Origin of the sequence: Flavobacterium sp. RHBU_24 (assembly GCF_046613695.1) — a bacterium.
GTDB lineage: Bacteria > Bacteroidota > Bacteroidia > Flavobacteriales > Flavobacteriaceae > Flavobacterium.
The window spans coordinates 282,583-305,431 of record NZ_JBKJHD010000001.1; the positions used below are offsets into that span (position 1 = coordinate 282,583).

At 44.2% G+C, this 22,849-nt stretch carries 22 protein-coding genes; 3 read left to right on the forward strand and 19 right to left on the reverse strand.

Annotation, left to right across the window (positions count from 1 at the left end; genetic code table 11):
- Positions 1–33: 33 nt before the first annotated feature.
- From ACLI09_RS01330 to recA, 4 genes are all read right to left on the reverse strand, one after another.
- Positions 34–1,692 carry a hypothetical protein gene (locus tag ACLI09_RS01330; protein ID WP_411417776.1) on the reverse strand — a complete coding sequence of 553 codons (1,659 nt, stop codon included), beginning with the start codon at positions 1,690–1,692 and terminating at the stop codon, positions 34–36.
- On the reverse strand, positions 1,689–2,231 hold the full coding sequence (locus tag ACLI09_RS01335; RefSeq protein ID WP_411417777.1) for an RNA polymerase sigma factor: 543 nt from the start codon (positions 2,229–2,231) through the stop codon (positions 1,689–1,691). Before ACLI09_RS01335 ends, ACLI09_RS01330 begins: the two co-directional genes overlap by 4 nt.
- 19 nt (positions 2,232–2,250) lie before the next feature.
- Positions 2,251–2,679, reverse strand: coding sequence for a hypothetical protein (locus ACLI09_RS01340; RefSeq protein WP_411417778.1), 429 nt, complete (start codon positions 2,677–2,679; stop codon positions 2,251–2,253).
- 236 nt (positions 2,680–2,915) lie between these two features.
- Complete coding sequence (gene recA, locus ACLI09_RS01345) at positions 2,916–3,920, reverse strand: recombinase RecA (protein ID WP_411417779.1); 1,005 nt, start codon at positions 3,918–3,920, stop codon at positions 2,916–2,918.
- A gap of 166 nt (positions 3,921–4,086) precedes the next feature.
- On the opposite strand from recA, the gene ACLI09_RS01350 reads away from it, so the two are divergent.
- From ACLI09_RS01350 to ACLI09_RS01360, 3 genes are all read left to right on the forward strand, one after another.
- Positions 4,087–5,814, forward strand: a complete 1,728-nt coding sequence (locus ACLI09_RS01350; protein WP_411417780.1) for an AIPR family protein — start codon at positions 4,087–4,089, stop codon at positions 5,812–5,814.
- A 179-nt stretch (positions 5,815–5,993) separates the two neighbouring features.
- Positions 5,994–7,346, forward strand: coding sequence for a rhodanese-related sulfurtransferase (locus tag ACLI09_RS01355; protein WP_411417781.1), 1,353 nt, complete (start codon positions 5,994–5,996; stop codon positions 7,344–7,346).
- Between the two features lie 419 nt (positions 7,347–7,765).
- Positions 7,766–8,512 (forward strand): NUDIX hydrolase, encoded by a 747-nt coding sequence (locus ACLI09_RS01360; RefSeq protein ID WP_411417782.1) that lies wholly within the window; start codon positions 7,766–7,768, stop codon positions 8,510–8,512.
- Between the two features lie 63 nt (positions 8,513–8,575).
- Here ACLI09_RS01360 and ACLI09_RS01365 read toward each other — a convergent pair whose 3' ends face one another.
- The 15 genes from ACLI09_RS01365 to ACLI09_RS01435 form a co-directional block, all read right to left on the reverse strand.
- Positions 8,576–10,009: an NADH-quinone oxidoreductase subunit N gene (locus ACLI09_RS01365; RefSeq protein ID WP_411417783.1), complete on the reverse strand. Its 1,434-nt coding sequence runs from the start codon at positions 10,007–10,009 to the stop codon at positions 8,576–8,578.
- Positions 10,010–10,011: 2 nt separating this feature from the next.
- Positions 10,012–11,502: a complex I subunit 4 family protein gene (locus ACLI09_RS01370; protein WP_411417784.1), complete on the reverse strand. Its 1,491-nt coding sequence runs from the start codon at positions 11,500–11,502 to the stop codon at positions 10,012–10,014.
- Between the two features lie 9 nt (positions 11,503–11,511).
- Complete coding sequence (gene nuoL / locus ACLI09_RS01375; RefSeq protein WP_411417785.1) at positions 11,512–13,428, reverse strand: NADH-quinone oxidoreductase subunit L; 1,917 nt, start codon at positions 13,426–13,428, stop codon at positions 11,512–11,514.
- 6 nt (positions 13,429–13,434) lie between these two features.
- Positions 13,435–13,758 carry an NADH-quinone oxidoreductase subunit NuoK gene (nuoK, locus tag ACLI09_RS01380; RefSeq protein ID WP_411417786.1) on the reverse strand — a complete coding sequence of 108 codons (324 nt, stop codon included), beginning with the start codon at positions 13,756–13,758 and terminating at the stop codon, positions 13,435–13,437.
- 1 nt (position 13,759) lies between these two features.
- On the reverse strand, positions 13,760–14,263 hold the full coding sequence (locus ACLI09_RS01385; RefSeq protein WP_411417787.1) for an NADH-quinone oxidoreductase subunit J: 504 nt from the start codon (positions 14,261–14,263) through the stop codon (positions 13,760–13,762).
- Between the two features lies 1 nt (position 14,264).
- Positions 14,265–14,807 (reverse strand): NADH-quinone oxidoreductase subunit NuoI, encoded by a 543-nt coding sequence (gene nuoI / locus ACLI09_RS01390; protein WP_411417788.1) that lies wholly within the window; start codon positions 14,805–14,807, stop codon positions 14,265–14,267.
- A gap of 44 nt (positions 14,808–14,851) precedes the next feature.
- Positions 14,852–15,892, reverse strand: coding sequence for an NADH-quinone oxidoreductase subunit NuoH (nuoH, locus tag ACLI09_RS01395; protein WP_411417789.1), 1,041 nt, complete (start codon positions 15,890–15,892; stop codon positions 14,852–14,854).
- Between the two features lie 68 nt (positions 15,893–15,960).
- Positions 15,961–17,004 (reverse strand): 2Fe-2S iron-sulfur cluster-binding protein, encoded by a 1,044-nt coding sequence (locus tag ACLI09_RS01400; RefSeq protein WP_411417790.1) that lies wholly within the window; start codon positions 17,002–17,004, stop codon positions 15,961–15,963.
- A gap of 136 nt (positions 17,005–17,140) precedes the next feature.
- The gene (gene nuoF / locus ACLI09_RS01405) at positions 17,141–18,511 is read right to left on the reverse strand and encodes an NADH-quinone oxidoreductase subunit NuoF (RefSeq protein ID WP_411417791.1); all 1,371 of its coding nucleotides are present in this window, start codon (positions 18,509–18,511) and stop codon (positions 17,141–17,143) included.
- Positions 18,512–18,513: 2 nt separating this feature from the next.
- Positions 18,514–19,056 carry an NADH-quinone oxidoreductase subunit NuoE gene (gene nuoE, locus ACLI09_RS01410; protein WP_411417792.1) on the reverse strand — a complete coding sequence of 181 codons (543 nt, stop codon included), beginning with the start codon at positions 19,054–19,056 and terminating at the stop codon, positions 18,514–18,516.
- Positions 19,057–19,174: 118 nt separating this feature from the next.
- Positions 19,175–20,410 (reverse strand): NADH-quinone oxidoreductase subunit D, encoded by a 1,236-nt coding sequence (locus ACLI09_RS01415; RefSeq protein ID WP_411417793.1) that lies wholly within the window; start codon positions 20,408–20,410, stop codon positions 19,175–19,177.
- Between the two features lie 24 nt (positions 20,411–20,434).
- Positions 20,435–20,965, reverse strand: a complete 531-nt coding sequence (locus tag ACLI09_RS01420) for an NADH-quinone oxidoreductase subunit C (RefSeq protein ID WP_411417794.1) — start codon at positions 20,963–20,965, stop codon at positions 20,435–20,437.
- Between the two features lie 4 nt (positions 20,966–20,969).
- On the reverse strand, positions 20,970–21,521 hold the full coding sequence (locus tag ACLI09_RS01425; protein WP_411417795.1) for an NADH-quinone oxidoreductase subunit B: 552 nt from the start codon (positions 21,519–21,521) through the stop codon (positions 20,970–20,972).
- Positions 21,522–21,573: 52 nt separating this feature from the next.
- Entirely contained in the window at positions 21,574–21,939 is a 366-nt protein-coding gene (locus ACLI09_RS01430) for an NADH-quinone oxidoreductase subunit A (protein WP_411417796.1), read from the reverse strand.
- Positions 21,940–22,226: 287 nt separating this feature from the next.
- A complete protein-coding gene (locus tag ACLI09_RS01435; protein ID WP_411417797.1) occupies positions 22,227–22,424 on the reverse strand; it encodes a cold-shock protein in 198 nt (65 codons plus the stop codon).
- Positions 22,425–22,849 lie beyond the last annotated feature (425 nt).

Genomic DNA, 22,849 nt, shown 5'->3' on the forward strand with positions numbered 1-22,849 from the left:
TTTAAACTTAACTACTTAGGCTAACCAATGAGCCTAAAAACTAAAACTAATGCCGGAATACAAGCCCACAAAATAGGGTTTAAAATTGCCCGCATCCCTGCTAAAGGTATTGACCTGGTATTTAAACGTAGGCTCAAAGCTTGCTTCAAAAGCCTTGAAAAACCTATACCTAAAACCCACGCCGACGTTAGTACTAAAATGTATATTGTTAAGGTTCTGCGCCTCGCCTACGCGGGTGCTCAGCCCCTGTGTACTTATTACGCTAACATTATTCTGGTTAAGGAAGAGCGTACTCACACCACCTATAACATTTATACCAAACTTATTGTCTACCAGCGCGTAAGACATTTCTAACGGTACTTCTACATATCCGGTTTGCTGCACCATAGAGCCTGCAAAGGCATTGTTGCTGCTAAGCTGTGAGCTAAACACGTTAACCGGGTTTACACTGGGCGCGCTACCCTGGTCCTGCACTACAATGTTAGCACTTTTTGCAGTTGCCGAAACATTATTTGTACCGCCTTCAAGAGAGGCATAAAACTCTACTCCCTGGGTAGCATAGTTAAGGTTAACGGTATTTATACCACCCCTTATGTGCAGCCTTTTATTAAGCGCGTAGTTAACACCAAGGCCCAAGCTAAGGTCGGTTTCATAACTTTTTGTATTTGAGGCAAACTGCGCATCAATGGGCGAGCCTTGTGACAGCGAGTTATAAAACACCGGCGCCAGTTGTGGCCTGATGCTCCATTTATTACTATTATCGGCTATCTGCTCGTCTTTTTTATTTTCCTGCTGCTCTTTTAACAGCTTTTCGAGTTCGTTTTCAGGCTTTATTTTGGTGGTATCAATAATCGCTTCGGCAATGGCCTGATTTGCTATAGTATCAATAACAGCCAAATTATCAATTACCCCACCTTCATTATTGTTTTGATTGTCGCGGCCTGTTGTGCCATCAGCTACAGCAGCCTGGCTATCGGTAACCTGCCCGTCAATCTCGTTGCCCTGCTGCCCCGGATTGTTTAGATTGCCGCTTTTACCTGCTGCATCCGCATTATTACCATCATTGGTAATAGTACGGTACGTGTTATTTTTACCGCCATTTGCTGCCGCAACGGCATTTTGGTTATCTGTAGCAATTATACTGCCCACACGTTTAGTACCCCTCCTGCGCTGTTTAGTAACGATAGCATCATGCGCTGTGCCGGCAATGGCATTGTTGTCTGCGCCGTTTTTAATTGTTCGGTTTGGATGGTTTATTTTTTCATGCGCTTTGTGCCCGTTGGCTGTAGCTTTATCATTCGCTGCATTACTGCGGTCAGGGTTAATACCATCTGCGCCGGCTACAGCATCAGTAGTGTACTGAACGGCATCGCTGCCATCACTATTGTGTGCATCATCCTGGATAATGCCCGGTGCGGTTATGGTACTCCCCGGCGTCGGATTGTGTTTCGGGGCCGTTACTACCGGATTTGTATCGTTTCCGGGGCCGCCTATATAAGGCAGGCTAAAAAGTGCACCCAGCACCAGTACGGCAGCCACACCGCCATACCGCCACCATAGCGGTAGTATACGTCGTTTTTTCTTTTCCTGGAGCGCGTCGTGTATGTTATTCCAAACATACTCCGGCGGATCGGCCTCAAAGTCTTTAAACTTCTCCTGGAAAAGCCTGTCAATATTCTTTTTCTCGCTCATTTTGCATTCGGTAATTGTTTACCCTGTAGGGCTTCAATCTTTTCTTTCAATATCATCCTCGCGCGTGCAAGGTTAGATTTTGAGGTGCCATCAGTTATACCAAGCATCTCAGCTATTTCTTTGTGCGAATAACCATCAGTTACATACAGGTTAAACACCATGCGGTAGCGGTCTGGCAATTCCTGTATTATCTTCATCAAAAAATCGATAGACACATCATCCGTTTCTACTTCAACGTCGGCGGTATCGGGCATGTTTTCGCTTACAAGGTCAAATATACCCACCGTGCGATACTTTTGCAATACATTGTTTACCATAAGCCGCTTGGCCCATCCTTCAAAAGACCCCTGGAAGCGGTACTGGCTTATTTTATCAAACAAAAGCAGGAAACCGTCCTGCAGGTTATCTTCGGCATCTTCGCGGTTGCGGCTGTACTTAAGGCAGGCCGCAAACAGCTTGGGGGCTAATAGCCGGTAAAGCTGCTCCTGAGCCTTTATGTTACCGGCCTGACATTCTTTTATGATAAGATCTAACCCCAAAGATATCCATTTTAATAATTTACGGCTCTACAGGTATAGTTACATCCATGTACTGGTCTACTCCGTCGGCATCCTGCCCTGTGTAAAAATGAAACGTATAATCCTGGAACGACGATTGCGGGCATTGAAATTCAAATGTTGCCACCTCCGGCTCAACCTCCTGTATAGGCATGCAATTTTCATAGAGCACGATACTTGATACAGCTACCTTAAAATCATTGCCATCCTGTTCTGTATAAAAGCCATTATAATAGTAGCAGTTAGTAGGGCGTTTATAGTACAGCTTAAAAGGATAAGTGGTACCCGCCTGCATGTACTCCGGCACATCGACTTCTACAACAGGCAAAAAGCCCGCGTCAAAATTAACATTAGGGTCGTCAAGCGAGCAGGAAGACAGTACCCCTGCAAAACCAAGCACCGCCAAAAATAAGACCAAAACCTTTTTCATAAAAACAGTTCAAAAATAAATACAATTTCTCCTCAACTTAATAGATGCAAAACCTTTAAAAAGGTTGCGTAAAATGTGTTATAAATATACAACAAAATTGCAATGCCTGATTTTTGTAATTATTTAGCCAGGCATAAGCTTACCTAAGGCAGGCAAAAAATAAAGGCCGCCAAATGGCAGCCCTGTATTAAATAGTTTGTATTGTACAATATTTTAAGGCTTATTCAAGCCCTATATTATGCCGAAGCCTCTTTTATAGCTTCTTTTATTTTAATTTCAAGTTCGTCGGCCAGTTCAGGGTTATCTTTAATTAATGCCTTAACCGCGTCGCGGCCCTGGCCCAGTTTGGTATCGCCGTAGCTGAACCACGAGCCTGATTTTTTGATGATCTCAAACTCTACCGCAAGGTCTAATATCTCGCCTGTTTTGCTCACGCCTTCGCCATACATAATGTCGAACTCAGCCGTTTTAAATGGTGGCGCCACTTTATTCTTTACCACTTTTACCTTGGTGCGGTTGCCAATTACGTTATCGCCGTCTTTTATTTGTGATGATTTGCGGATGTCTAGCCTTACCGAAGCATAAAACTTAAGTGCGTTACCACCCGTAGTAGTTTCCGGGTTGCCAAACATCACCCCAATTTTCTCACGAAGTTGGTTGATAAAGAACACGGTACAGTTGGTTTTACTAATAGTACCTGTCAGTTTACGCAGCGCCTGGCTCATAAGGCGGGCATGGAGGCCCATTTTAGAGTCGCCCATTTCGCCCTCGATTTCGCTTTTTGGCGTAAGCGCCGCAACCGAGTCGATTACCACAATATCTATAGCGCCGGAGCGAATAAGGTTTTCAGCAATTTCAAGTGCCTGTTCGCCGTTATCAGGCTGCGATATGATAAGGTTTTCTACATCTACACCCAGTTTTTCGGCATAATTACGGTCAAAAGCATGTTCCGCATCAATAAAGGCGGCAATGCCACCGGCTTTTTGGGCTTCGGCAATGGCGTGTAATGTAAGTGTGGTTTTACCCGACGATTCCGGGCCATATATCTCAATTATCCTGCCGCGCGGGTACCCGTTTACCCCAAGGGCAAGGTCTACCCCCAGCGAACCTGATGGTATGGCCTCAACCTCCTCTACGGCACGGTCGCCCATTTTCATTACGGTACCTTTACCGTATGCTTTATCCAGCTTATCCAGCGTAAGCTGCAGTGCTTTTAATTTTGCTTCTTTATCTCCACTCATGGTGCTTTGTGTATTTTGAGTAAAAGTAATCTCTTTTATTTGATACTGCAATAGTAAGAAAATAATCTTAATTAAGAAAATATTTTCTAATAATTTTTTAAAACCTAAATAATTAACTCTATGAAAGGATATTTTTGTTAATTTTATTTAAAATCAACCAGCACTTATGAACAGTAGTAAATTAACCATATTATCAGAAGTTTTAAAGCAAAAAAAAATTGACATCGCACCAGAAATGGATGATGATGAATTTTTTAATCTTTTTTCAAGTGAGCAAATTTTAAAAGATTTCGATTTGTCTTATGAAGAGCTGATTGATGGAGTTGTGGAAGGTGGCAATGATGGCGGTATTGACTCGTTATACACATTTATTAATGGAGAGTTACTTGAAGAAGATACCGATTACACGGGCTTAAAAAAAGAAATAGTTGTCGATTTAGTTTTTATTCAATCAAAAAACACTAAAGGGTTTAGCGAAGAGGCGATAAATAAGTTCATCGCATCAGCGAAAGATTTACTTAATTTATCAATTGACCTGAGTGGTTTAAAGGCAACGTATAAAAAAGAGCTTATCAAAAAAGTTAGCCTTTTTCGTAGAGCATATTTACGCTTGGCATCTAAATTTCCGACCTTAAACATAACATATTATTATTCCGCTTTAGCTGATCTTCCGCACCCAAATGTTACTAGAAAGATACCTCATTTAAAAAGCGAAATAAATTCTTACATTAGCGATTGCAATTTTTTATTTAATTTCATTGGAGTAAATGAATTATTAACATTAGCGAGAAAAACTCCCATTAGAGTTAAGGCCTTAAATATTGAAGGTACACCGATTAATACTAAAGATGGAGGATATATCGCTTTGGTTAGCTTACCAAATTATTACCATTTTATTACAGAGAATGATAAATTAATGAAAGCTTTTTTTGATGCGAATGTAAGGGATTACCAAGGAAGAATAGAAGTAAATCAGGCAATTTCTGATACACTTAGAAATCCAAATAATGAAGATTTTTGGTGGTTGAATAACGGCGTAACTATAACTACAACAAATACCACTTTAGCTAGTCAAGCTCTTATGATAGAAGACCCTCAAATTGTAAATGGTTTACAATCTTCCCATGAAATATTTAATCATTTTAGTTCGGGGGGTACCATTGACGACAGTAGAAAAATAATGATTCGGGTCATCAAGCCCTCGGATGAAAAATCCAGGCTAAAAATAATAAAGGCCACCAATAGTCAGACAAATGTACCAATAGCATCGCTTAGAGCGACAGATGAAATACATCTAAATATTGAAGATTATTTCCTATCTGCAGGCTATTATTACGATAGAAGAAAAAATTATTATAAGAACATAGGAAAGCCGGCGGAATCTATTATTAGTATACCTTACTTGTCTCAAATTATTACTGCTACAGTATTAAAAGAGCCTAATAATTCTCGCGCCAGACCTTCAACACTCATTAAAAACGATGAAGAATATCTAAGAATATTTAATCGGGAGTATGATGTAGATATTTACCTCCAGTCTTTTAAAATACAAAAAAAAGTTGAATCTGCTTTAAAAGCTTATCGTCCAGAATTAACAACAAGCGCTATTGGTGATTTAAAATTTCATGTCACAACGTTTACTGTTGTAGAATATTTAAAGAAAATCACTTACAACCCTACCGAAATTAAAAATATTAATGTCGATAGGATGCCGCCCGAGCAACTAAATACTAACATTACTGTTGTGAACGAAATTTATCAATCATTGGGCGGAACGAATAAAGTTGCGAAAAGTCAAAATTTTATACAGACTATATTTGCGAAATTAGGTGAAATCATTGCTCAGCACAAAGAAGCACTAAAACAAGAAAGTATCGCTAACAAAATAATTTAATAAAAATAATTAATTCAACACCTCAAACATAATCCTGGCTCATTGATTGTAATATACTCCATATGCTGTTAAAAAATCTCCCTTGCCCCGCATAAAAAATTTTCTACCTTTGCTGCGGTTCCGCCAATAGGAGCCAAAACAACATCTTGTAATTTTTTCTCATCTTAAACTGTGATAGCATGCAACTGTATAACACTTTAAGCGCAGAAGAAAGGGCCGCCCTTATTGAAGATAGCGGCAAGCAGCGCCTTACGCTGTCTTTCTACGCCTACGCGCACATTACCGACCCAAAACAATTTCGCGACTCGTTATTCCTGGCCTGGAACCCGCTTGAGGTACTGGGGCGCATTTATGTAGCAAAAGAGGGCATTAACGCCCAGCTTTCGCTTCCGGCAGATAATTTTTACGCGTTTAAAGACCACCTTGATACCATTCCGTTCCTTAAGGACATCCGGCTGAATGTGGCTGTGGAACACGACGACCTTTCGTTCCTGAAACTGACAATAAAAGTGCGTGATAAAATTGTGGCCGACGGCCTTGATGACGCCACGTTTGACGTTACTAACAAAGGCATTCACCTGGGCGCGGCGGACTTTAACCAGATGCTGGAAGATCCTAATACCATCGTAGTCGATTTCCGTAACCATTACGAAAGTGAGATAGGGCATTTTCGTGGGGCGCTAACGCCGGATGTAGAAACCTTCCGCGAGTCGTTACCCATTATAGAACAACAGCTTAACGACCATAAGGAGGACAAAAACCTGCTCATGTACTGCACCGGCGGCATTCGTTGCGAAAAGGCTTCGGCGTTCTTTAAGCACAAGGGTTTTAAGAACGTGTACCAGCTTGATGGCGGTATTATAGAGTACACCCGACAGGTAAAAGCGGAAAACCTGGAAAGCAAATTCATCGGTAAAAATTTTGTGTTTGACGGCCGCCTGGGCGAACGCATAACCGACGATATATTATCGCAATGCCACCAGTGCGGTAAACCGTGCGACAACCATACCAACTGCGCCAATGAGGCCTGCCACCTACTATTCATCCAGTGTGATGGGTGCAAAAGCAGCATGCACAACACCTGTTCGCCGGAGTGCCTTACGGTTATCCAACTGCCGGAAGAGGAGCAAAAAGCGCTGCGCCGCGGCGTGATGAAGGGCAACATGATTTTCCGTAAAGGTAAGAGCGATAAGCTGGTATTTAAGCAGAGTGGTGTACTTAGCGATACGCCTATAGCTATTGCCACGGCTGCAAAACCGGTACGGGCACGCATACGCAAAACACTAATTGGTAATGGCGAACACTACTATCCTAAAGCAGGTGTGGGCCAGTTCACTATAACGCAGGGCGAACTGAAAGCCGGCGACAAAATTATCATTTCCGGCCCTACAACGGGAGAGGAGCAGCTTATGGTGGAAGCCCTGCGTGTAAACGGCAAAGACGGCTACACCGCAAAACCCGGCGATAAGGTTACGTTTAACCTGCCGTTCCGTATACGATTGTCTGATAAGTTGTATAAGGTAATAGGGTAAGTTAAAGCCACAAATACTTGTTGAATAGAAGTAAAAAAATCCCCGGCTGAAAAATATCAACCGGGGAATTTTAACCTATATTCAATTTAAACTTATTCGTTTGGTATAATCGACTACTAATTTTATAATTATTAGCAGCAATAAAAATTTTGTGCTAATTGTTAAAAAGTGCTACATGAGCTTGTAAGAACAATTTATGTTTTTCAAATATAATAGTTTATTGTTAATATTAACAATAAATTCACATTATAATTAAATTTTAAATATCATTATTAAAAACGCCTCTTATGCGTAATTGTATGGGGTATTCGGATGACATTTTTCAATAAGATTAAGTTTAGATGCATAAATGTGAATTTAATAATTTTTTAACCATTCAAAAAACTTATTTTTGACACGAATGATAACGTATTGTTATAATGGAACTAAGAGACCTGATTATAGCCCACAGCGAAAAAGCCTATGAACAGTACCTGCCGCACCTTTCTATCGATTGTGTGGTGTTTGGGTTTCATGAGGCAAGCCTTAAGGTGTTGCTGGTTAAGATGAAGAGTATTGTGAAGTGGGCGTTACCCGGGGGCTATGTAGGCAAGCATGAGGAACTTGAAGAAGCTGCTTCGCGTATTTTAAAGGAGCGTACCGGTGCCGATAATATTTACCTGCAGCAGTTCAGGCTGTTTTCTAAATGCGGCCGCAGCGGCGATTTTTTTGACAGCTTCCCCGACGGGCTTTGGCACAAACAGCGTTTTGTGGCGGCAGGTTTTTATGCCCTGGTAAATTATACGCATGTAGACCCGGTGGTAGACCCGTTTTCTGATGCTTGTGAGTGGAAGGACGTTACTGAAATACCGGATTTGATAATGGACCATCGTACAATTCTCGACGACGCGCTCGTAAACCTGCGGCGCGAACTTAATTATAAGCCCATAGGATATAACCTGTTGCCCGAGGTATTCACCATGCCCGAACTGCAAAAATTGTATGAAGTGATTTTAGGCAGGCCACTTAACCGGGGTAACTTTTACCGCAAGATGATGGCTTATGATATACTTGATAAGCTGGATGAAACCCGTAAAGGCGGTGCACACAAAGCACCAAACCTGTACCGGTTTAATTGCGAACGTTATACAAAAGCATTACAGGACGGCCTCAAAGAAGGCTGGTAACTGAAAATAAAAAGGGCTGCAAAAAATATAATTGCAGCCCTTTTTTATATATTATTTAAAATACTATGCAGCAAACAACGATAAGATAAGGTTAGGCCATACGGCTATCAGCAGATTAAGGCTGATGCCCAAAAACGCCACGATGCTGTAGGCAAGGGGTATCCGTGGTGCTTCGCCGGCCGGCTCTTTAGTATACATGGCCAGGATTACCTTAAAGTAATAGCCCACGCTTATTATAGAACTTATCACCGCAATAATAATCAGCGTTAGCGTAGCCTGGCTGCTTTGAGCGGAAAGTGTGCCTTTTTCAAGCAGCTGGGTAAACAGGAAGAACTTGCCAAAGAAACCTGCAAACATAGGTATGCCCGCCATAGACAGCAGCGAACCTGTAAGTACGGCTGCCAAGGCCGGATGCGTTTTACCAAGGCCGTTAAAAGAGTAAATTTCTTCGTTTTTATTTGATGAGGTTACAGTAAGGATTACTGCAAAAGCCGCAATACCCGCAAGGGCATAAGCCGTGGCGTAATAAAAAAGGTTTGTTTGCGCGGCGGTGATACTAAGGAACTGGAATGCCAGCATCATGTAACCGGCATGGGAAATACCCGAAAAGGCAAGCATACGTTTTACATTGGTCTGCTTCAGCGCGATTAGGTTACCCACTATCATGCTCAGCACCGCCACCACATTTATAGAGGTGAGGAATCCGGGCAGGTGCGGGTTAAGTTCGGTAATCAGCTTAAAGAAGGCCGCCATTGCAGCTACTTTAGCAAGCGTGCTCATGGTAGCCGTGGTAAGCGCGGGAGAACCTTCATATACGTCCGGTGCCCAAAAGTGAAAAGGTACTGCCGCTATTTTAAACATCAGCCCTATGCTGAGCAGCAAGGTACCTATAGAGAACCATTTGTTAAGTTCCATACGGTCAAGCGTTGCAATATAAGCCATGTCAAATGAGCCTGTTGCACCATATATCAATGTGATACCAAACAATATAAAGCCCGATGCAAACGCTCCCATAAGGAAGTATTTCATACCCGCTTCGTTGCTTTTTAAGTTTTTAGGCTCGCTGGCCGCAAGCACATATAGAGCTATTGACAGCACCTCAATCCCTAAAAAGAACATAGACAGGTTGCCAAAGCTTACCATACAGATGGCACCGGTAAGCAGGAACAGCTTTATGGCTACAAAATCAGATATTTTTGGTTTTTGGTTTTTGTGGAATTCCGGGCTCAGCGCGATGAGAAAGATGGCTAGCAGTATAAAGAGCCCGCTGAATGCCAGCCCATACTGGGTGGTGGCAAACATGTTGTAAAAGTCTTTTTCGTCAAGGCCTGCTCCGGGAAAATAAACGGCAAATTTGCCGGTTATCTTTAAGCCTACATAAACAAGCGCGGCAGTAAGGCCCACTATTGTAACGGGGACTATGGCTTTCCTGAGGTTAAAAATTTCAGCTATAAGGCATAAAATACCTAATCCGGCAATAGCTATTAAAATCTCCATTATTAATTGTATCGGTTTATGTAAACTAAAACTTTATTTATTCCGGGCAGTAAAAAATCTGATATGGGTTTAGGGTATATACCAAACCCGATAAGTACTGCAATAATTACCACAAAGGTAAGGCCTTCGCCAAAGGTTACATCGGCAAAGGGTTTCGGGTTTGTTGCGCCCAGCATTGCCTGCTGGAACATCCTCAACATATAAAATGCGCCCAGTATTATGGTAGTTCCGCCCACTATGGCAAACCAGATGTGAAGCTGCGCAAGGCTGTACAGCAATTCAAATTCGCCCACAAAGTTAAATGTACCCGGTAGTGCCACAGAGGCCAGCACCAGTATCATGAACATTGAGGCAAACTTAGGCGCCTGGGAGCGTATGCCGCCCATCCCGGCTATTTCCTGGGTGCCGTAACGGCGTTCTATTACCTCGGCGGCAAAGAAAAGCCCCACTACGCCAAAGCCGTGTGCTATCATTTGTATGAACGCGCCTTTAATACCGTCCTGCGTAAGTGTATATACACCTGCGGCTATAAGCCCCACGTGGGCAAGAGAGGAGTAGGCCAGTAATTTCTTTATATTAGTTTGTTTTAGCGCCAGTATAGAGCCGTAAATAACACCGGCAATACAAAGCCCCGTTACAATATATTTATATTCGTGTGCCGCAAGCGGGGTAATGGGCAATTGCCAGCGCACAATGCTGAACAAGGCCATTTTAAGCATAATACCAGAAAGTAGCATGGTACCGGCAGCGGGAGCCTTTTGGTAGGTGTTTGCCTGCCAGGTATGAAAGGGTATAATAGGTGTTTTAATGGCATACGCTAAAAAGAATGCCCAGAATATCCAGCGCTGCTCATTAAGGGTAAGCAGTGCATTATACAGCCTTAGGTTAAGGAATGAATGCGCGCGGGTGTATAAGAAGATGAACGCCACGAGCATAAACAGTGAACCCGCAAACGTGTATATAAAAAACTTGATGATTGCTTTTTTACGTTCTTCAACATCGCCGCTACCCCATATCATTGCGATAAAGTAAATAGGGATAAGCGAAAGTTCCCAGAAGATGTAGTACACAAAACCGTCTACACTAAGAAACGTACCTACCATGGCAAATGCCATAAACATGATAAGCGCGTAAAACGCACGTGTTTTAGGAAACAGGTTGCCAAAAGATGAATATACGATAACCGGTGTAAGCGCGGTGGTTAGTGCTGTCATGGTAAGGGAAAGCGGATCTGCCTGGAAGCCAAGAAATATTAGTGGTGTCCTGGTCCAGATGTGGGTAAAGCTTACACCTTTGCCCGGTGTGAATACGAACCCGTTATCCCATGTGAAGATTAAACCTTGTCCTGTGGTAAAAAGATAAATAATAAACAGTGTAGCTGCAAATGCCAGCCCGCTGAAGATAAGCGCCGTCCTCGCGGCCCACTTATCGCCCACAAGCCAGGTAGCCGCAGCGCCAGATAGTAAAATAACCAGTATAAATGATACGTCCATCAGAGTAAATTATTTTGCCAGGAATATAAATATATAACCAAAAATTGAACAAATGCCCAGTACAAATACCAGCAGGTAAAACCCGATGCTGCCGTTTTGAAGGTTCCTGCCTTCGCTGCCCAGGGCAGATGCCAGCCAGCCGAGGCCAAACACTAATCCCGAAACGGCCACTTCGGTAACATTTTTAAATATGCCGCCTATAAAGTAAATGGGTTTCACGATTATGGCAGTATAAAATTCGTCTACATAAAATTTGTGGTACAGCACATTTGTAATGCCGGTAATTTCGGCGTCTGCCGGAGGCACTTCGCCTTTACTGTTGTATTTGGCGTAAGCGATACCTATACCTATAAGCGCGCCTACTGTAGCAATACCCATAAGGATATACTCCATACTGCCCAGTTCGTGGTGTTCTGCCGGGCTGGCCATTACAGGGGTAAGGTAGTGGTTAAGCCAGCTGTGTCCCGGCAGGCTAAGCGCACCGCCCACCATGGCAAGTATTGCCAATACAACAAGCGGGAAGGTAATCAGCCCCGGCGACTCGTGCAGGTGGTGTTTTTGCTCTTCCGTGCCACGGAAATCTTTGTAGAATGTAAGGTATACCAGTCGGAACATATAAAATGCCGTCATTACAGAGGCCAATGAGCCTATAGCCCACAGCACGGGGCTGTGGTGAAAGGCGCTCATTAAAATTTCGTCTTTAGACCAAAAGCCCGATAGCGGGAAGATACCCGATATGGCCAGTGATGAGATAAGGAAGGTTGCGAATGTGATTTTCATCACCTTACGCAGGCCGCCCATATTGCGCATGTCCTGCTCACCGTGCAGCGCGTGTATAACCGAACCTGAACCCAGGAACAGGCATGCCTTAAAGAAAGCGTGTGTTATTACGTGGAAAACCGCTACTTCATAAGCGCCACAGCCTAATGCAAGGAACATAAGCCCCAGTTGCGATACAGTAGAGTAGGCCAGTACCTTTTTAATATCATTTTGTACAAGGCCTATAGCTGCTGCTACAAGCGATGTTATGGCACCCACTATGGCAATAACTTCTAGTACTTCAGGAGTAAGGTTAAACAGGAAGTTTAGTCGCGTAACCATAAAGATACCGGCGGTAACCATGGTAGCCGCGTGTATAAGTGCCGATACCGGGGTAGGGCCGGCCATCGCGTCAGGAAGCCATGTATATAGCGGCAGCTGCGCACTCTTGCCACAGGCACCTATAAACAGGCACAGCATGGCTAAGCTGAAGAACATAGGGTAAAGTTCCTCTCTTGGCGTTGTGCCCCATTTGGTCATCCAGCCATTATTAACCATTTTCAGCATAGTCGTATATTCCACGGTGTGGAACAGGTAGGCTAATATAAATATCCCGATAAGGAAAGCGAGGTCGCCTATACGGTTCATGATAAATGCTTTTTTAGCGGCATCGTTATATTCCTGGGTTTTATACCAGAAACCGATAAGCAGGTAGGAGCAAAGCCCTACGCCTTCCCAGCCTATAAACATGATAAGCAGGTTGCTGCCCATAACCAGCGTAATCATAAAGAAAACAAACAGGTTAAGGTAAGCGAAGAATTTGTGCACATTTTCATCATCGTGCATATAGCTGATCGAGTAGATGTGTATAAGGGTACCAATGCCGGTAACGAACATCAGCCACAATAATGAAAGCTGGTCGAGCTGGAAGCTGAAATCTACAGTAAAGTTAGCCAGCGAAAGCCACTGCCCAAGGTTTACCATTAAGGCTTCTTTTGTGCCCAGTATCTGAAGGAAGAAAAACAGGGTAACTGCAAAAGAGGTGGCTACCGCAGCGGTGCCCAGCCAGCCTGTGCCGGTATGCCCTAATTTTTTCCCGAAGAAAATGTTAATAAGGAAGCCTGCAAAGGGCGTAAGCAATAGTAGTAAGGCCAAATTAGTCTCCATCGGGCGTTATCCTTTTAAGTTCTTTAAGTTATCAATGTCAATACTGCCGCCCAGGTTGCGGTATACAGCTACCAGTATGGCAAGGCCCACGGCTACTTCGGCAGCGGCTACGGCCATAGAGAAAAATACAAATACCTGCCCGGCTGCATCCTGGTGCAGGGTAGAAAAAGCTACCAGCAAAAGGTTTACGGCATTAAGCATTATCTCGATAGACATGAACATTACGATGGCATTCCTCCTGAAAAGTACCCCGAAAGCGCCCACGCAAAAGAGCAGGGTAGAGAGGTAAATATAGTTGTCGATACCAATTTGCTGTAATATATTTTCCATATTAGCTGTTAATGTGTTCTTTTTTAGATAGCAATACCGCGCCTATCATAGATACTAAAAGCAGTATCGACGCAAATTCAAACGGTACCATATAGTGGTTTAGCAATACCTTGCCCAGCACCTTAATGCTTTGGTAATCCTGCCCTGAATTTTCATATTGCGTAATAACCGGCCTTGATTTTATAAATGCGGCAAGAAGTACCAATGCCAGTAAGCCAAAGGCGCCCACCGCGGCAAGGCGCGACAGCAGGTTCTTGTTTTTTTCGTCTTCTTTATTAAGGTTCATGAGCATGATGGTAAAGAGCATCAGGATCATGATGGCGCCCGAGTATACAATAATGTGCACTATGGCAAGGAACTGCGCATTAAACATAAGGTAATGCCCCGCGATAGAAAAAAAGCACAATACCAGGTAAATGGCGCTGTGTATGGGGTTTTTACTCAGTATAGTAAGTAGGGCGGTACCCAGTGTAATGGCCGATAGTATGTAGAATAACGTGATCATCTTAGTTCGCCTGGTTTTGAGTGTTCCTTATAGCCATGTCCAGCGGCATTACGAGCTTGTCTTTACCAAAGATAAAATCTTCCCTGTTGCTTTGCGCAGGCACCATCACGCGGCTCTTGGTAAGGTAAATAGCCTGTTTAGGGCAGGCTTCCTCACACAAGCCGCAAAAAATGCAGCGCAGCATATTAATTTCGTAAATAGAAGCATATTTCTCCTCACGGTACAGGTGCTTTTCGTCCGGCTTGCGCTCTTCGGCCTTCATGGTAATGGCCTCGGCGGGGCAGCTCAGGGCACACAGGCCACAGGCAGTACAGCGCTCACGGCCTTCGTCATCTCGCATCAGCATGTGCTGGCCGCGGTATACGGGGCTTAGTTCGCGGGTTTCTTCAGGGTATTTAATAGTAACCTTCCGGGTAAAAAGGTGGCCCAGTGTAATCCATAAGCCTTTGGCTATGGCTACGAGGTACAGGCTTTCCATAAAGGTCATCTTTTTATTGGAAACCTCCTTTTTACGTCCCGATAATGATATTGTTTCTATCGACATTGTAGTATTCTTTAGCCCGGGGGCGTTCTTTCTAACTTCTAAAATTAAAACTTACCGTCAGCAATCAGTATAATAAGGCCTGTGATAACAATGTTGGCAATGGCCAATGGTATCAGCATCTTCCAGCCTAGTTTCATCAGCTGGTCATAACGGAAGCGCGGTATCGTCCAGCGTATCCACATATAAAAGAATATGAAGAAGCATATTTTGATAAACAGCACGCCTATGCCTATACCTGCAGCCCAGTTAGCATTCCAGTTTTCGGCCACCCAGTCCATGCCCGGGTAGTTGTAGGCACCAAAGTAAAGCACCGCAAGTATTGTTGACGAAATAAACATCGAGGCATATTCCGCAAACAGGTAAAAGCCCATTTTCATTGACGAATATTCGGTGTGGTAACCGCCTATCAGCTCGGCCTCACACTCGGCAAGGTCAAACGGGGTACGGTTAGTTTCAGCAAACGAGCAAACCAAAAAGATAAGGAAGCCTACCGGTTGGTACAGGATATTCCACCTCCAGCCGTGCTGGCCTTCGGCAATGTGGCGCAGGCTCAGTGAGCCGTCCATCATTACAAGGGCAATAAGCGCAAGGCCCATGGCAACTTCGTATGATATCATTTGCGATGAGGCGCGCATGGCGCCCATCAGCGAGAATTTGTTGTTAGATGCCCATCCGCCTATCATGATACCGTACACGCCTATAGACAGTACGCCAAATACATATAGCATACCGATGTTAATATCGGTAGCCTGAAGGATAACGTCGCGGCCAAAAATATGCAGTTTGTCGCCCCACGGAATTACTGCGCTGGTAATAAGCGCGGTACTCATAGAGATAGCCGGACCCATAACAAAAAGGAACCGGTTAGGCGTATTCGGGAAAAACTCCTCTTTAGCAAACAGCTTTAAACCGTCGGCAAGGGGTTGCATAATACCACCCGGGCCGGCGCGGTTGGGGCCGATACGGTCCTGGAACCACGCAGCCAGCTTACGCTCCGCTAATGTTTCATACATGGCAAAAAGCATCGTAATGGCAAAAATCACCACGATAAAAATGCTCTTTTCTATAATAATAGCTTGATCCATCTTTTTGTTTGTTTCAAGTTTCAGGTTTCAGGTTATCGGTGCGCTTGGCAACTTGAAACCTGAAACTTTTATATGTTTCCTTTTTTATATACTTCCTGTTCCTCCGGTTTTAGCGGTATGGCAGGCATACTTATCTTTTTACGGTCTTTTTCACGGCCCAGCAATATGTGGCTTTCCGTTTCTATGTGTACGGGCTCCAGCTTGCGGGTGTAGTTGTTCTGGTTGATAACCGAATCTTTCTCAAACTTACGTGGGCCTTCAATTACCCAGTCTGCCACCTCTTTATGGTCAAAGCGGCATTCGTTACAAATGAATTCTTCTACCTCGTGGTACTCGTCCTTACGGGCAGTAACACGCTGAATTTCGTTACCAAACATCCACAGCGTCGTCTTGCCGCAGCATTTGGTACAGTTACGGTGCGCGTTATACGGCTTGTTGAACCATACCCTTTGCTTAAACCTGAACGTTTTATCAGTAAGTGCACCCACAGGGCACACATCGATCATATTACCACTAAACTCGTTATCAATAGCTTTAGAAATCGCCGTTGATATTTGCGAATGGTCGCCGCGGTTCAGCACGCCATGCACACGGTTATCGGTAAGCTGGTCGGCTGTCATTACACAGCGGTAGCAAACTATGCAGCGGTTCATGTGCAGTTGTATGTTCGGGCCTATGTTTTCCGGCTCAAAAGTACGTTTCTCTTCAATAAAGCGCGTTTTTGCGGCGCCGTGCTTAAAGCTAAGGTTTTGCAGGTCGCACTCACCGGCCTGGTCGCACACGGGGCAGTCCAGTGGGTGATTTATCAAGAGGAATTCAGTTACACTTTTACGTGCATCCACAACCCTTTCAGAAGAAATGCTTTTTACTTCCATACCGTCCATACAGCCGGTAACGCATGATGCCATAAGCTTGGGCATTGGCCTTGGGTCGGCCTCGCTGCCTTTGCTTACCTCTACGAGGCAGCAACGGCATTTACCGCCGCTCCCTTTAAGTTTACTGTAGTAGCACATGGCTGGCGGAACGCTTTCGCCGCCTATTTTGCGCGCAGCCTGCAGGATGGTGGTCCCCGGTTCTACGTCTATTTCCTGGCCGTCTATTGTTACTTTCATTATTCTTTTTTGTTTGAAAGTTTAAAGTTTCAGGTTTCAGGTTGCCTCCGGCGCGCTGATCAAAACTTTACAAACTATATTTTTAGAAACGCGTACCGCCAATGGCTTTACGACTTTCAACTTTTCAACGTTATGACTAAATTACGGGTTGCCTCGCTACCAAATGCTTTACCTGTTCAAAAGGCTCGGCAACAAAGTGGTCGCGGTTTTTTATTTTTTCTGGGAAGCGCACATGGTATTCAAACTCGTCCCTAAAGTGGCGTATGGCTGCCGCTACCGGCCAAGCTGCCGCGTCGCCCAGCGGGCAAATGGTGTTGCCCTCTATCTTACGCTGAATGTCCCACAGCAGGTCGATGTCTTCCTCGCGGCCGTGGCCGTTCTCTATACGGTGCAGCACTTTTTCCATCCAGCCGGTACCCTCGCGGCACGGTGAGCATTGCCCACAGCTTTCGTGGTGGTAAAAACGGCTGAAGTTCCAGGTGTTGCGCACTACACAGGTAGTATCGTTATACACGATAAAACCGCCTGAGCCCAGCATTGACCCTGAAGCAAAGCCACCTTCCGACAGCGACTCATAGCTCATGAGCCTGTCGCCGCCCTCGGCATTTTTAAAGATAAGGTGCGCCGGTAAGATAGGCACCGAAGAGCCTCCAGGTATTAGCGCCTTAAGCGGACGGTCGTCCATCATGCCGCCCAAATATTGATCAGAATTCATAAACTCATCAACACTTAAGCCTAATTCTATTTCGTATACACCCGGGTTTTTACAGTGCCCTGATGCTGATATTAATTTTGTACCTGTACTGCGGCCAATGCCAATTTTAGCATATTCGGCACCAGTGTTGTTTACAATCCACGGCACCACGGCTATAGATTCTACATTGTTTACCACAGTAGGGTTGGCCCAAAGGCCACTTACTGCCGGGAATGGCGGCTTGATGCGCGGGTTGCCCCTTTTGCCTTCAAGCGACTCGATAAGGGCGGTTTCTTCACCACAAATGTAGGCGCCTGCGCCACAGTGTACGGCAAGGTCAAGATCCCAACCGGTACCTAATATATTTTTACCCAGCCAACCTGCGGCATAGGCTTCTTTAATTGCATTTTCAAGGATGCGGTATACCCACATGTATTCGCCACGGATGTAGATGTAACTTTGGTTACAGCCCAAAGCATAGCTTGAAGTAATCATGCCCTCAATCAAAAGGTGGGGAATGTACTCCATAAGGTAACGGTCTTTAAACGTGCCCGGTTCACTCTCATCGGCATTACACACAAGGTGCCTTGGCTTACCCGATTTCTTGTCGATAAAGCTCCATTTCATCCCGGTAGGGAAACCCGCGCCACCACGCCCGCGAAGGCCACTGGTTTTAACTTCTTCCACCACCTCGTCCGGCGTCATGCTTTTCAGCGCTTTTTCCACAGAGCGGTAACCACCGTGCTGGCGGTACACTTCGTAGGTTTTTATACCCGGTACGTTAGCGTGCTCTAATAATATCTTTTGTCCCATTGTTATTGCGTAATGGTCAGTTTATGTAAATCTACTTTTCCCGCGCGGCAGTCCTCAATCAGTTGGTCCACCTTCTCCGGATTAAGGTTTTCGCGGTAATAGTCACCTATTTGCAGCATAGGGGCGTAGCCGCATGCGCCAAGGCACTCAACGCCCACCACCTGAAACATTCCGTCGGGCGTTATTTCGCCTTCTTTAACGCCCAGCTTATTGCAGGTATAGTCCATCAGGTTTTCGGCGCCACGCGTTGCACAACATGATGTACGGCAAAACTCAAACATGAACTTGCCGATGGGCTTAGAGTTATACATGGTATAAAACGTTACCACTTCATATACCTCAATAGGTTTGATGCCAATGATCTCGGCAACTTTGTCCTGTAGCGGTATGCTCAGCCAGTTATCGTGCGCGTCCTGAACCTCATGCAGTATGGGCAGCAGGGCGCTCTTGCGCTTATCGGCAGGGTAGTGGCTTAATAGCTCATCAATCCTGGCCTGTAAGGCAGGTGTTATGTTTATTTCCTGATGTGCGTGACTAATCTCCATCTTTCTTTTAATCTATATTTTCTATTTTAAATGTTGAATTTTAAATTTTAAATGACTGTGCCATCCTCAATTCGTAATTCGTAATTTAAAATTCGTAATTCAAAATTTAAAATAACTTTTACGCGTCCAGTTCTCCCGCAATAACGTTCAAACTACTCAGCGTGGCAATGGCATCGGATAGCATTTGCCCCCTAACCATTTCATTAAATGCCTGGTAATATATAAAACACGGCCTGCGGAAGTGCAGCCTGAATGGCGTGCGGCTACCGTCGGTTATCAGGTAAAAGCCCAGCTCACCGTTGCCGCCTTCTACCGGGTGGTAAATTTCGGTTTTTGGCACGGGTACTTCGCCCATTACAATTTTAAAGTGGTAAATAAGCGCCTCCATATTGTTATACACTTCCTCCTTAGGCGGAAGGTAATAATCAGGCACATTAGCATGGAACGGGCCTTCGGGCAGTTTTGCCAATGCCTGTTTGATGATTTTTATACTCTCCCAAACTTCCGCGTTACGCACGCAAAAACGGTCGTATGTATCACCTGATTTTCCTACAGGAATTTCAAATTCAAAATCCTCATATGAGCTGTACGGCTGCATAACGCGGATGTCGTAATCTACACCTGCGGCACGCAGGTTAGGGCCGGTAAACCCATAGCTCATGGCCTTTTCGGCAGAGATAGGGCCTACGTCAATGGTACGATCCATAAAGATACGGTTGCGCATCAGCAGGTTTTCAAACTCCTGCCATATCGGAGGGAACTCCTCTAAAAATTCGTTTATCTTGCGGAAAGCGGCCGGGCTCCAGTCCCTCTCAAAACCGCCTATGCGGCCCATATTTGTAGTAAGGCGGGCGCCGCATATTTCTTCATAAATTTCGTATATTTTTTCGCGATATTGGAACACGTACAGGAATCCTGTTAGCGCCCCGGTATCTACACCCAGTACCGAGTTGCAGATGATATGGTCGGCAATACGCGCCAGCTCCATAACAATTACCCTAAGGTATTGCACACGCTTGGGTACCTCAATATCAAGGGCTTTCTCTAATGTCATCCACCAACCCATGTTGTTTATGGGTGATGAGCAATAGTTCATCCTGTCGGTAAGTGGGGTTATCTGGTAAAATGGCCTGTTTTCGGCAATTTTTTCAAAAGCACGGTGAATGTAGCCTACGGTTGCCTCGCCATCCAGTATGCGTTCGCCATCCATTAATAGTATGTTCTGGAAGATACCGTGGGTAGCGGGGTGGGTAGGCCCCAGGTTAAGTACAGATAGTTCGCTGCCGTCTTCATTCTGCCTTTCGGCAATTAGCTTGGCATAGCGGTCTTCTGGTGGTAATAACAGGTCTGACATAGGGTGTATATAATGTATAGCCGGTTAAAAATTCAGTGCATTGTCGGTACTGCGCCCAAAGAAACGGTCATCCTTGTCGGTACGGCCGCCATCTTCCAGAGGAAACTCCTTACGCATCGGGAACGACTCCATCTCGTCCATATTCAATATGCGTTTCAGCTGGGGGTGCCCTTTAAAGATAATACCGTAAAAGTCATACGTTTCGCGCTCCTGCCAGTTGGCCCCTAAAAATAGGTTGGTCACCGTGTCTACTTCAGGTTTGTCGCCATCCAGGAAGCATTTAACGCGCACGCGAACATTATCCATCCAGTTGTGCAGGTGGTATACCACGGCAAACTGACGTTCTTTATCATTATCGGGGTAGTGCACGCCGCACACATCCGTAAGGAAGTTAAAGCGCAGCAGGCCGTCTTCTTTTAAAAAGCGGATGGCATCGTTTGCCACATCTGCCGCTACCTCAAAGGACAGTATGTCTTTTATCTGAACAAAACCGGTAGCCTTGTCGCCAAATTTTCCGGTTAGTTTATCTTGTATTACAGCTGATTCTAAAGCCATGAACTTATGTTATATTATAAGAAGCCATTAATTCCTGATATTCCGGAGAACTCCTGCGGCGCACCGATTCGCTTTTCACGATGTCCTGCAGCCTCATGATACCATCCAGTATCTGCTCCGGCCTTGGCGGGCATCCGGGAACGTAAACGTCTACGGGGATAACCTTGTCTATACCCTGAAGTACCGAGTAGGTATCAAACACACCACCCGATGATGCACACGCACCTACGGCAATAACCCACCGGGGCTCGCTCATTTGCTCATATACCTGCCTCAATATAGGGGCCATCTTTTTAGCAATGGTACCCATAACCAGCAACATATCAGCCTGGCGGGGTGAAAAACTCATACGCTCTGACCCAAAACGGGCCACATCATACGTTGATGCCATGGTGGCCATAAACTCTATACCGCAGCACGAGGTAGCAAAAGGCAGTGGCCAAAGCGAATTAGCACGGGCAAGGCCCACAACACTGTCCAGCTTTGTGGCAAAAAACCCGGTTCCTTCTACGCCGGCGGGCGTTTCAACTATTTTTATATCTGATGAATTGCTCATAGTAATTAATTTTTGATATTCAGGCTATTACTTTCAATAAGCGTGCCCAAACCTACTCCCATTCAAGGCCTTTTTTCTTCATTACATAAAAGAAGCCTACCACAAGCAGGAACATGAATATTCCCATTTTAGTAAACCCCGCTATGCCCATTTCGCGGAAGTTAACCGCCCATGGGTACATGAATATAACCTCTACGTCAAACAAAACGAAGAGTATGGCTACAAGAAAATATTTAACTGAAAAGGGTATACGGGCGTTACCTATCGACTCGATACCGCACTCAAAGTTTTTGTCTTTATTAAGGGAGTGGCGCTTAGGCCCCAGCATGTTAGATATGGCAATAGTACCGGCCACAAAGCCTATGGCAAGCGCCATTTGCATAAAAATGGGAAAGTAATCTACCTGGCTTGTTTGCATAATTGTGTGTATATACTTAGACAATCACAAATATACACGACGTTAACGAACTTATTCAAGGTTTTGTTAATAGATACATTGCCAAACCTTAATTTTTAACCGTTCTAAATAATAAATATCGCGCCAGGAAAAATAAAAATATGCAAACTTGGCAAAAGCATCATTTCATGCTTTAAATATTCTTAAAAAACCAATGTGTATCTATTAAAATGTACCACTATTTAATAAAAAAAGCCATCCCGGGTGAAGGATGGCTGAGTGTCTTTAGGGTAGGTATGCTTAACTATTTAATTGAGCGCAGCAACCTGGGCTGCTACTTTACCTTTTTTTCCGTCTTCTTCAACATAGCTAACTTTATCTCCCTCACGAAGGCCTTCTACGCGAAGCCCTGTAGCGTGTACAAAGATGTCTTTGCCTGTTTCATCGTCTGTAATGAATCCAAAACCTTTAGATTCAATAAAAAATTTTACTTTGCCTGTTCGCATTATGCAATAAAAAATAATTAATAATGGGGTAAAGATATGATAATTTATTACACAGCAAAGACAAATGTTAAAAAAATTAAGTAAGTGTTATTTTAAGCCTTGTTTATTGTAATGTTGCAAATAAAGTTACAGTTACAATGCTTGTTTTTCAAGCATATTTAATGTAGCTTATTTTTTGTTAAAAAAATTGACCATTATATTTTTAAAACTCCCTAATAAATATGAGGTTTTTTAGTAAAGTTATTAAAAATAGTCTTTATAATTTAGCAGAATAAAACCAACCGGCGATAAGGTTATCATTAATCACAATTTTGATTTTTATCCGGTGCGATTAGATTAGTTTGAGTAGTTAATGTGTTTAGAGTAGTTTTAGTATTTCATCTTTGTTGGGATGTTTGTATAAACTAATTAATCAGCCAATGTTA

Coding starts and splice junctions, on each gene's coding strand:
- ACLI09_RS01330 (WP_411417776.1), bottom strand. CDS start 1,692: ATGAGCGAGAAAAAGAATATTGACAGGCTTTTCCAGGAGAAGTTTAAA.
- ACLI09_RS01340 (WP_411417778.1), bottom strand. CDS start 2,679: ATGAAAAAGGTTTTGGTCTTATTTTTGGCGGTGCTTGGTTTTGCAGGG.
- recA (WP_411417779.1), bottom strand. CDS start 3,920: ATGAGTGGAGATAAAGAAGCAAAATTAAAAGCACTGCAGCTTACGCTG.
- ACLI09_RS01350 (WP_411417780.1), top strand. CDS start 4,087: ATGAACAGTAGTAAATTAACCATATTATCAGAAGTTTTAAAGCAAAAA.
- ACLI09_RS01355 (WP_411417781.1), top strand. CDS start 5,994: ATGCAACTGTATAACACTTTAAGCGCAGAAGAAAGGGCCGCCCTTATT.
- ACLI09_RS01360 (WP_411417782.1), top strand. CDS start 7,766: ATGGAACTAAGAGACCTGATTATAGCCCACAGCGAAAAAGCCTATGAA.
- ACLI09_RS01365 (WP_411417783.1), bottom strand. CDS start 10,009: ATGGAGATTTTAATAGCTATTGCCGGATTAGGTATTTTATGCCTTATA.
- ACLI09_RS01370 (WP_411417784.1), bottom strand. CDS start 11,502: ATGGACGTATCATTTATACTGGTTATTTTACTATCTGGCGCTGCGGCT.
- nuoL (WP_411417785.1), bottom strand. CDS start 13,428: ATGGAGACTAATTTGGCCTTACTACTATTGCTTACGCCCTTTGCAGGC.
- nuoK (WP_411417786.1), bottom strand. CDS start 13,758: ATGGAAAATATATTACAGCAAATTGGTATCGACAACTATATTTACCTC.
- ACLI09_RS01385 (WP_411417787.1), bottom strand. CDS start 14,263: ATGATCACGTTATTCTACATACTATCGGCCATTACACTGGGTACCGCC.
- nuoI (WP_411417788.1), bottom strand. CDS start 14,807: ATGTCGATAGAAACAATATCATTATCGGGACGTAAAAAGGAGGTTTCC.
- nuoH (WP_411417789.1), bottom strand. CDS start 15,892: ATGGATCAAGCTATTATTATAGAAAAGAGCATTTTTATCGTGGTGATT.
- ACLI09_RS01400 (WP_411417790.1), bottom strand. CDS start 17,004: ATGAAAGTAACAATAGACGGCCAGGAAATAGACGTAGAACCGGGGACC.
- nuoF (WP_411417791.1), bottom strand. CDS start 18,511: ATGGGACAAAAGATATTATTAGAGCACGCTAACGTACCGGGTATAAAA.
- nuoE (WP_411417792.1), bottom strand. CDS start 19,056: ATGGAGATTAGTCACGCACATCAGGAAATAAACATAACACCTGCCTTA.
- ACLI09_RS01415 (WP_411417793.1), bottom strand. CDS start 20,410: ATGTCAGACCTGTTATTACCACCAGAAGACCGCTATGCCAAGCTAATT.
- ACLI09_RS01420 (WP_411417794.1), bottom strand. CDS start 20,965: ATGGCTTTAGAATCAGCTGTAATACAAGATAAACTAACCGGAAAATTT.
- ACLI09_RS01425 (WP_411417795.1), bottom strand. CDS start 21,521: ATGAGCAATTCATCAGATATAAAAATAGTTGAAACGCCCGCCGGCGTA.
- ACLI09_RS01430 (WP_411417796.1), bottom strand. CDS start 21,939: ATGCAAACAAGCCAGGTAGATTACTTTCCCATTTTTATGCAAATGGCG.
- ACLI09_RS01435 (WP_411417797.1), bottom strand. CDS start 22,424: ATGCGAACAGGCAAAGTAAAATTTTTTATTGAATCTAAAGGTTTTGGA.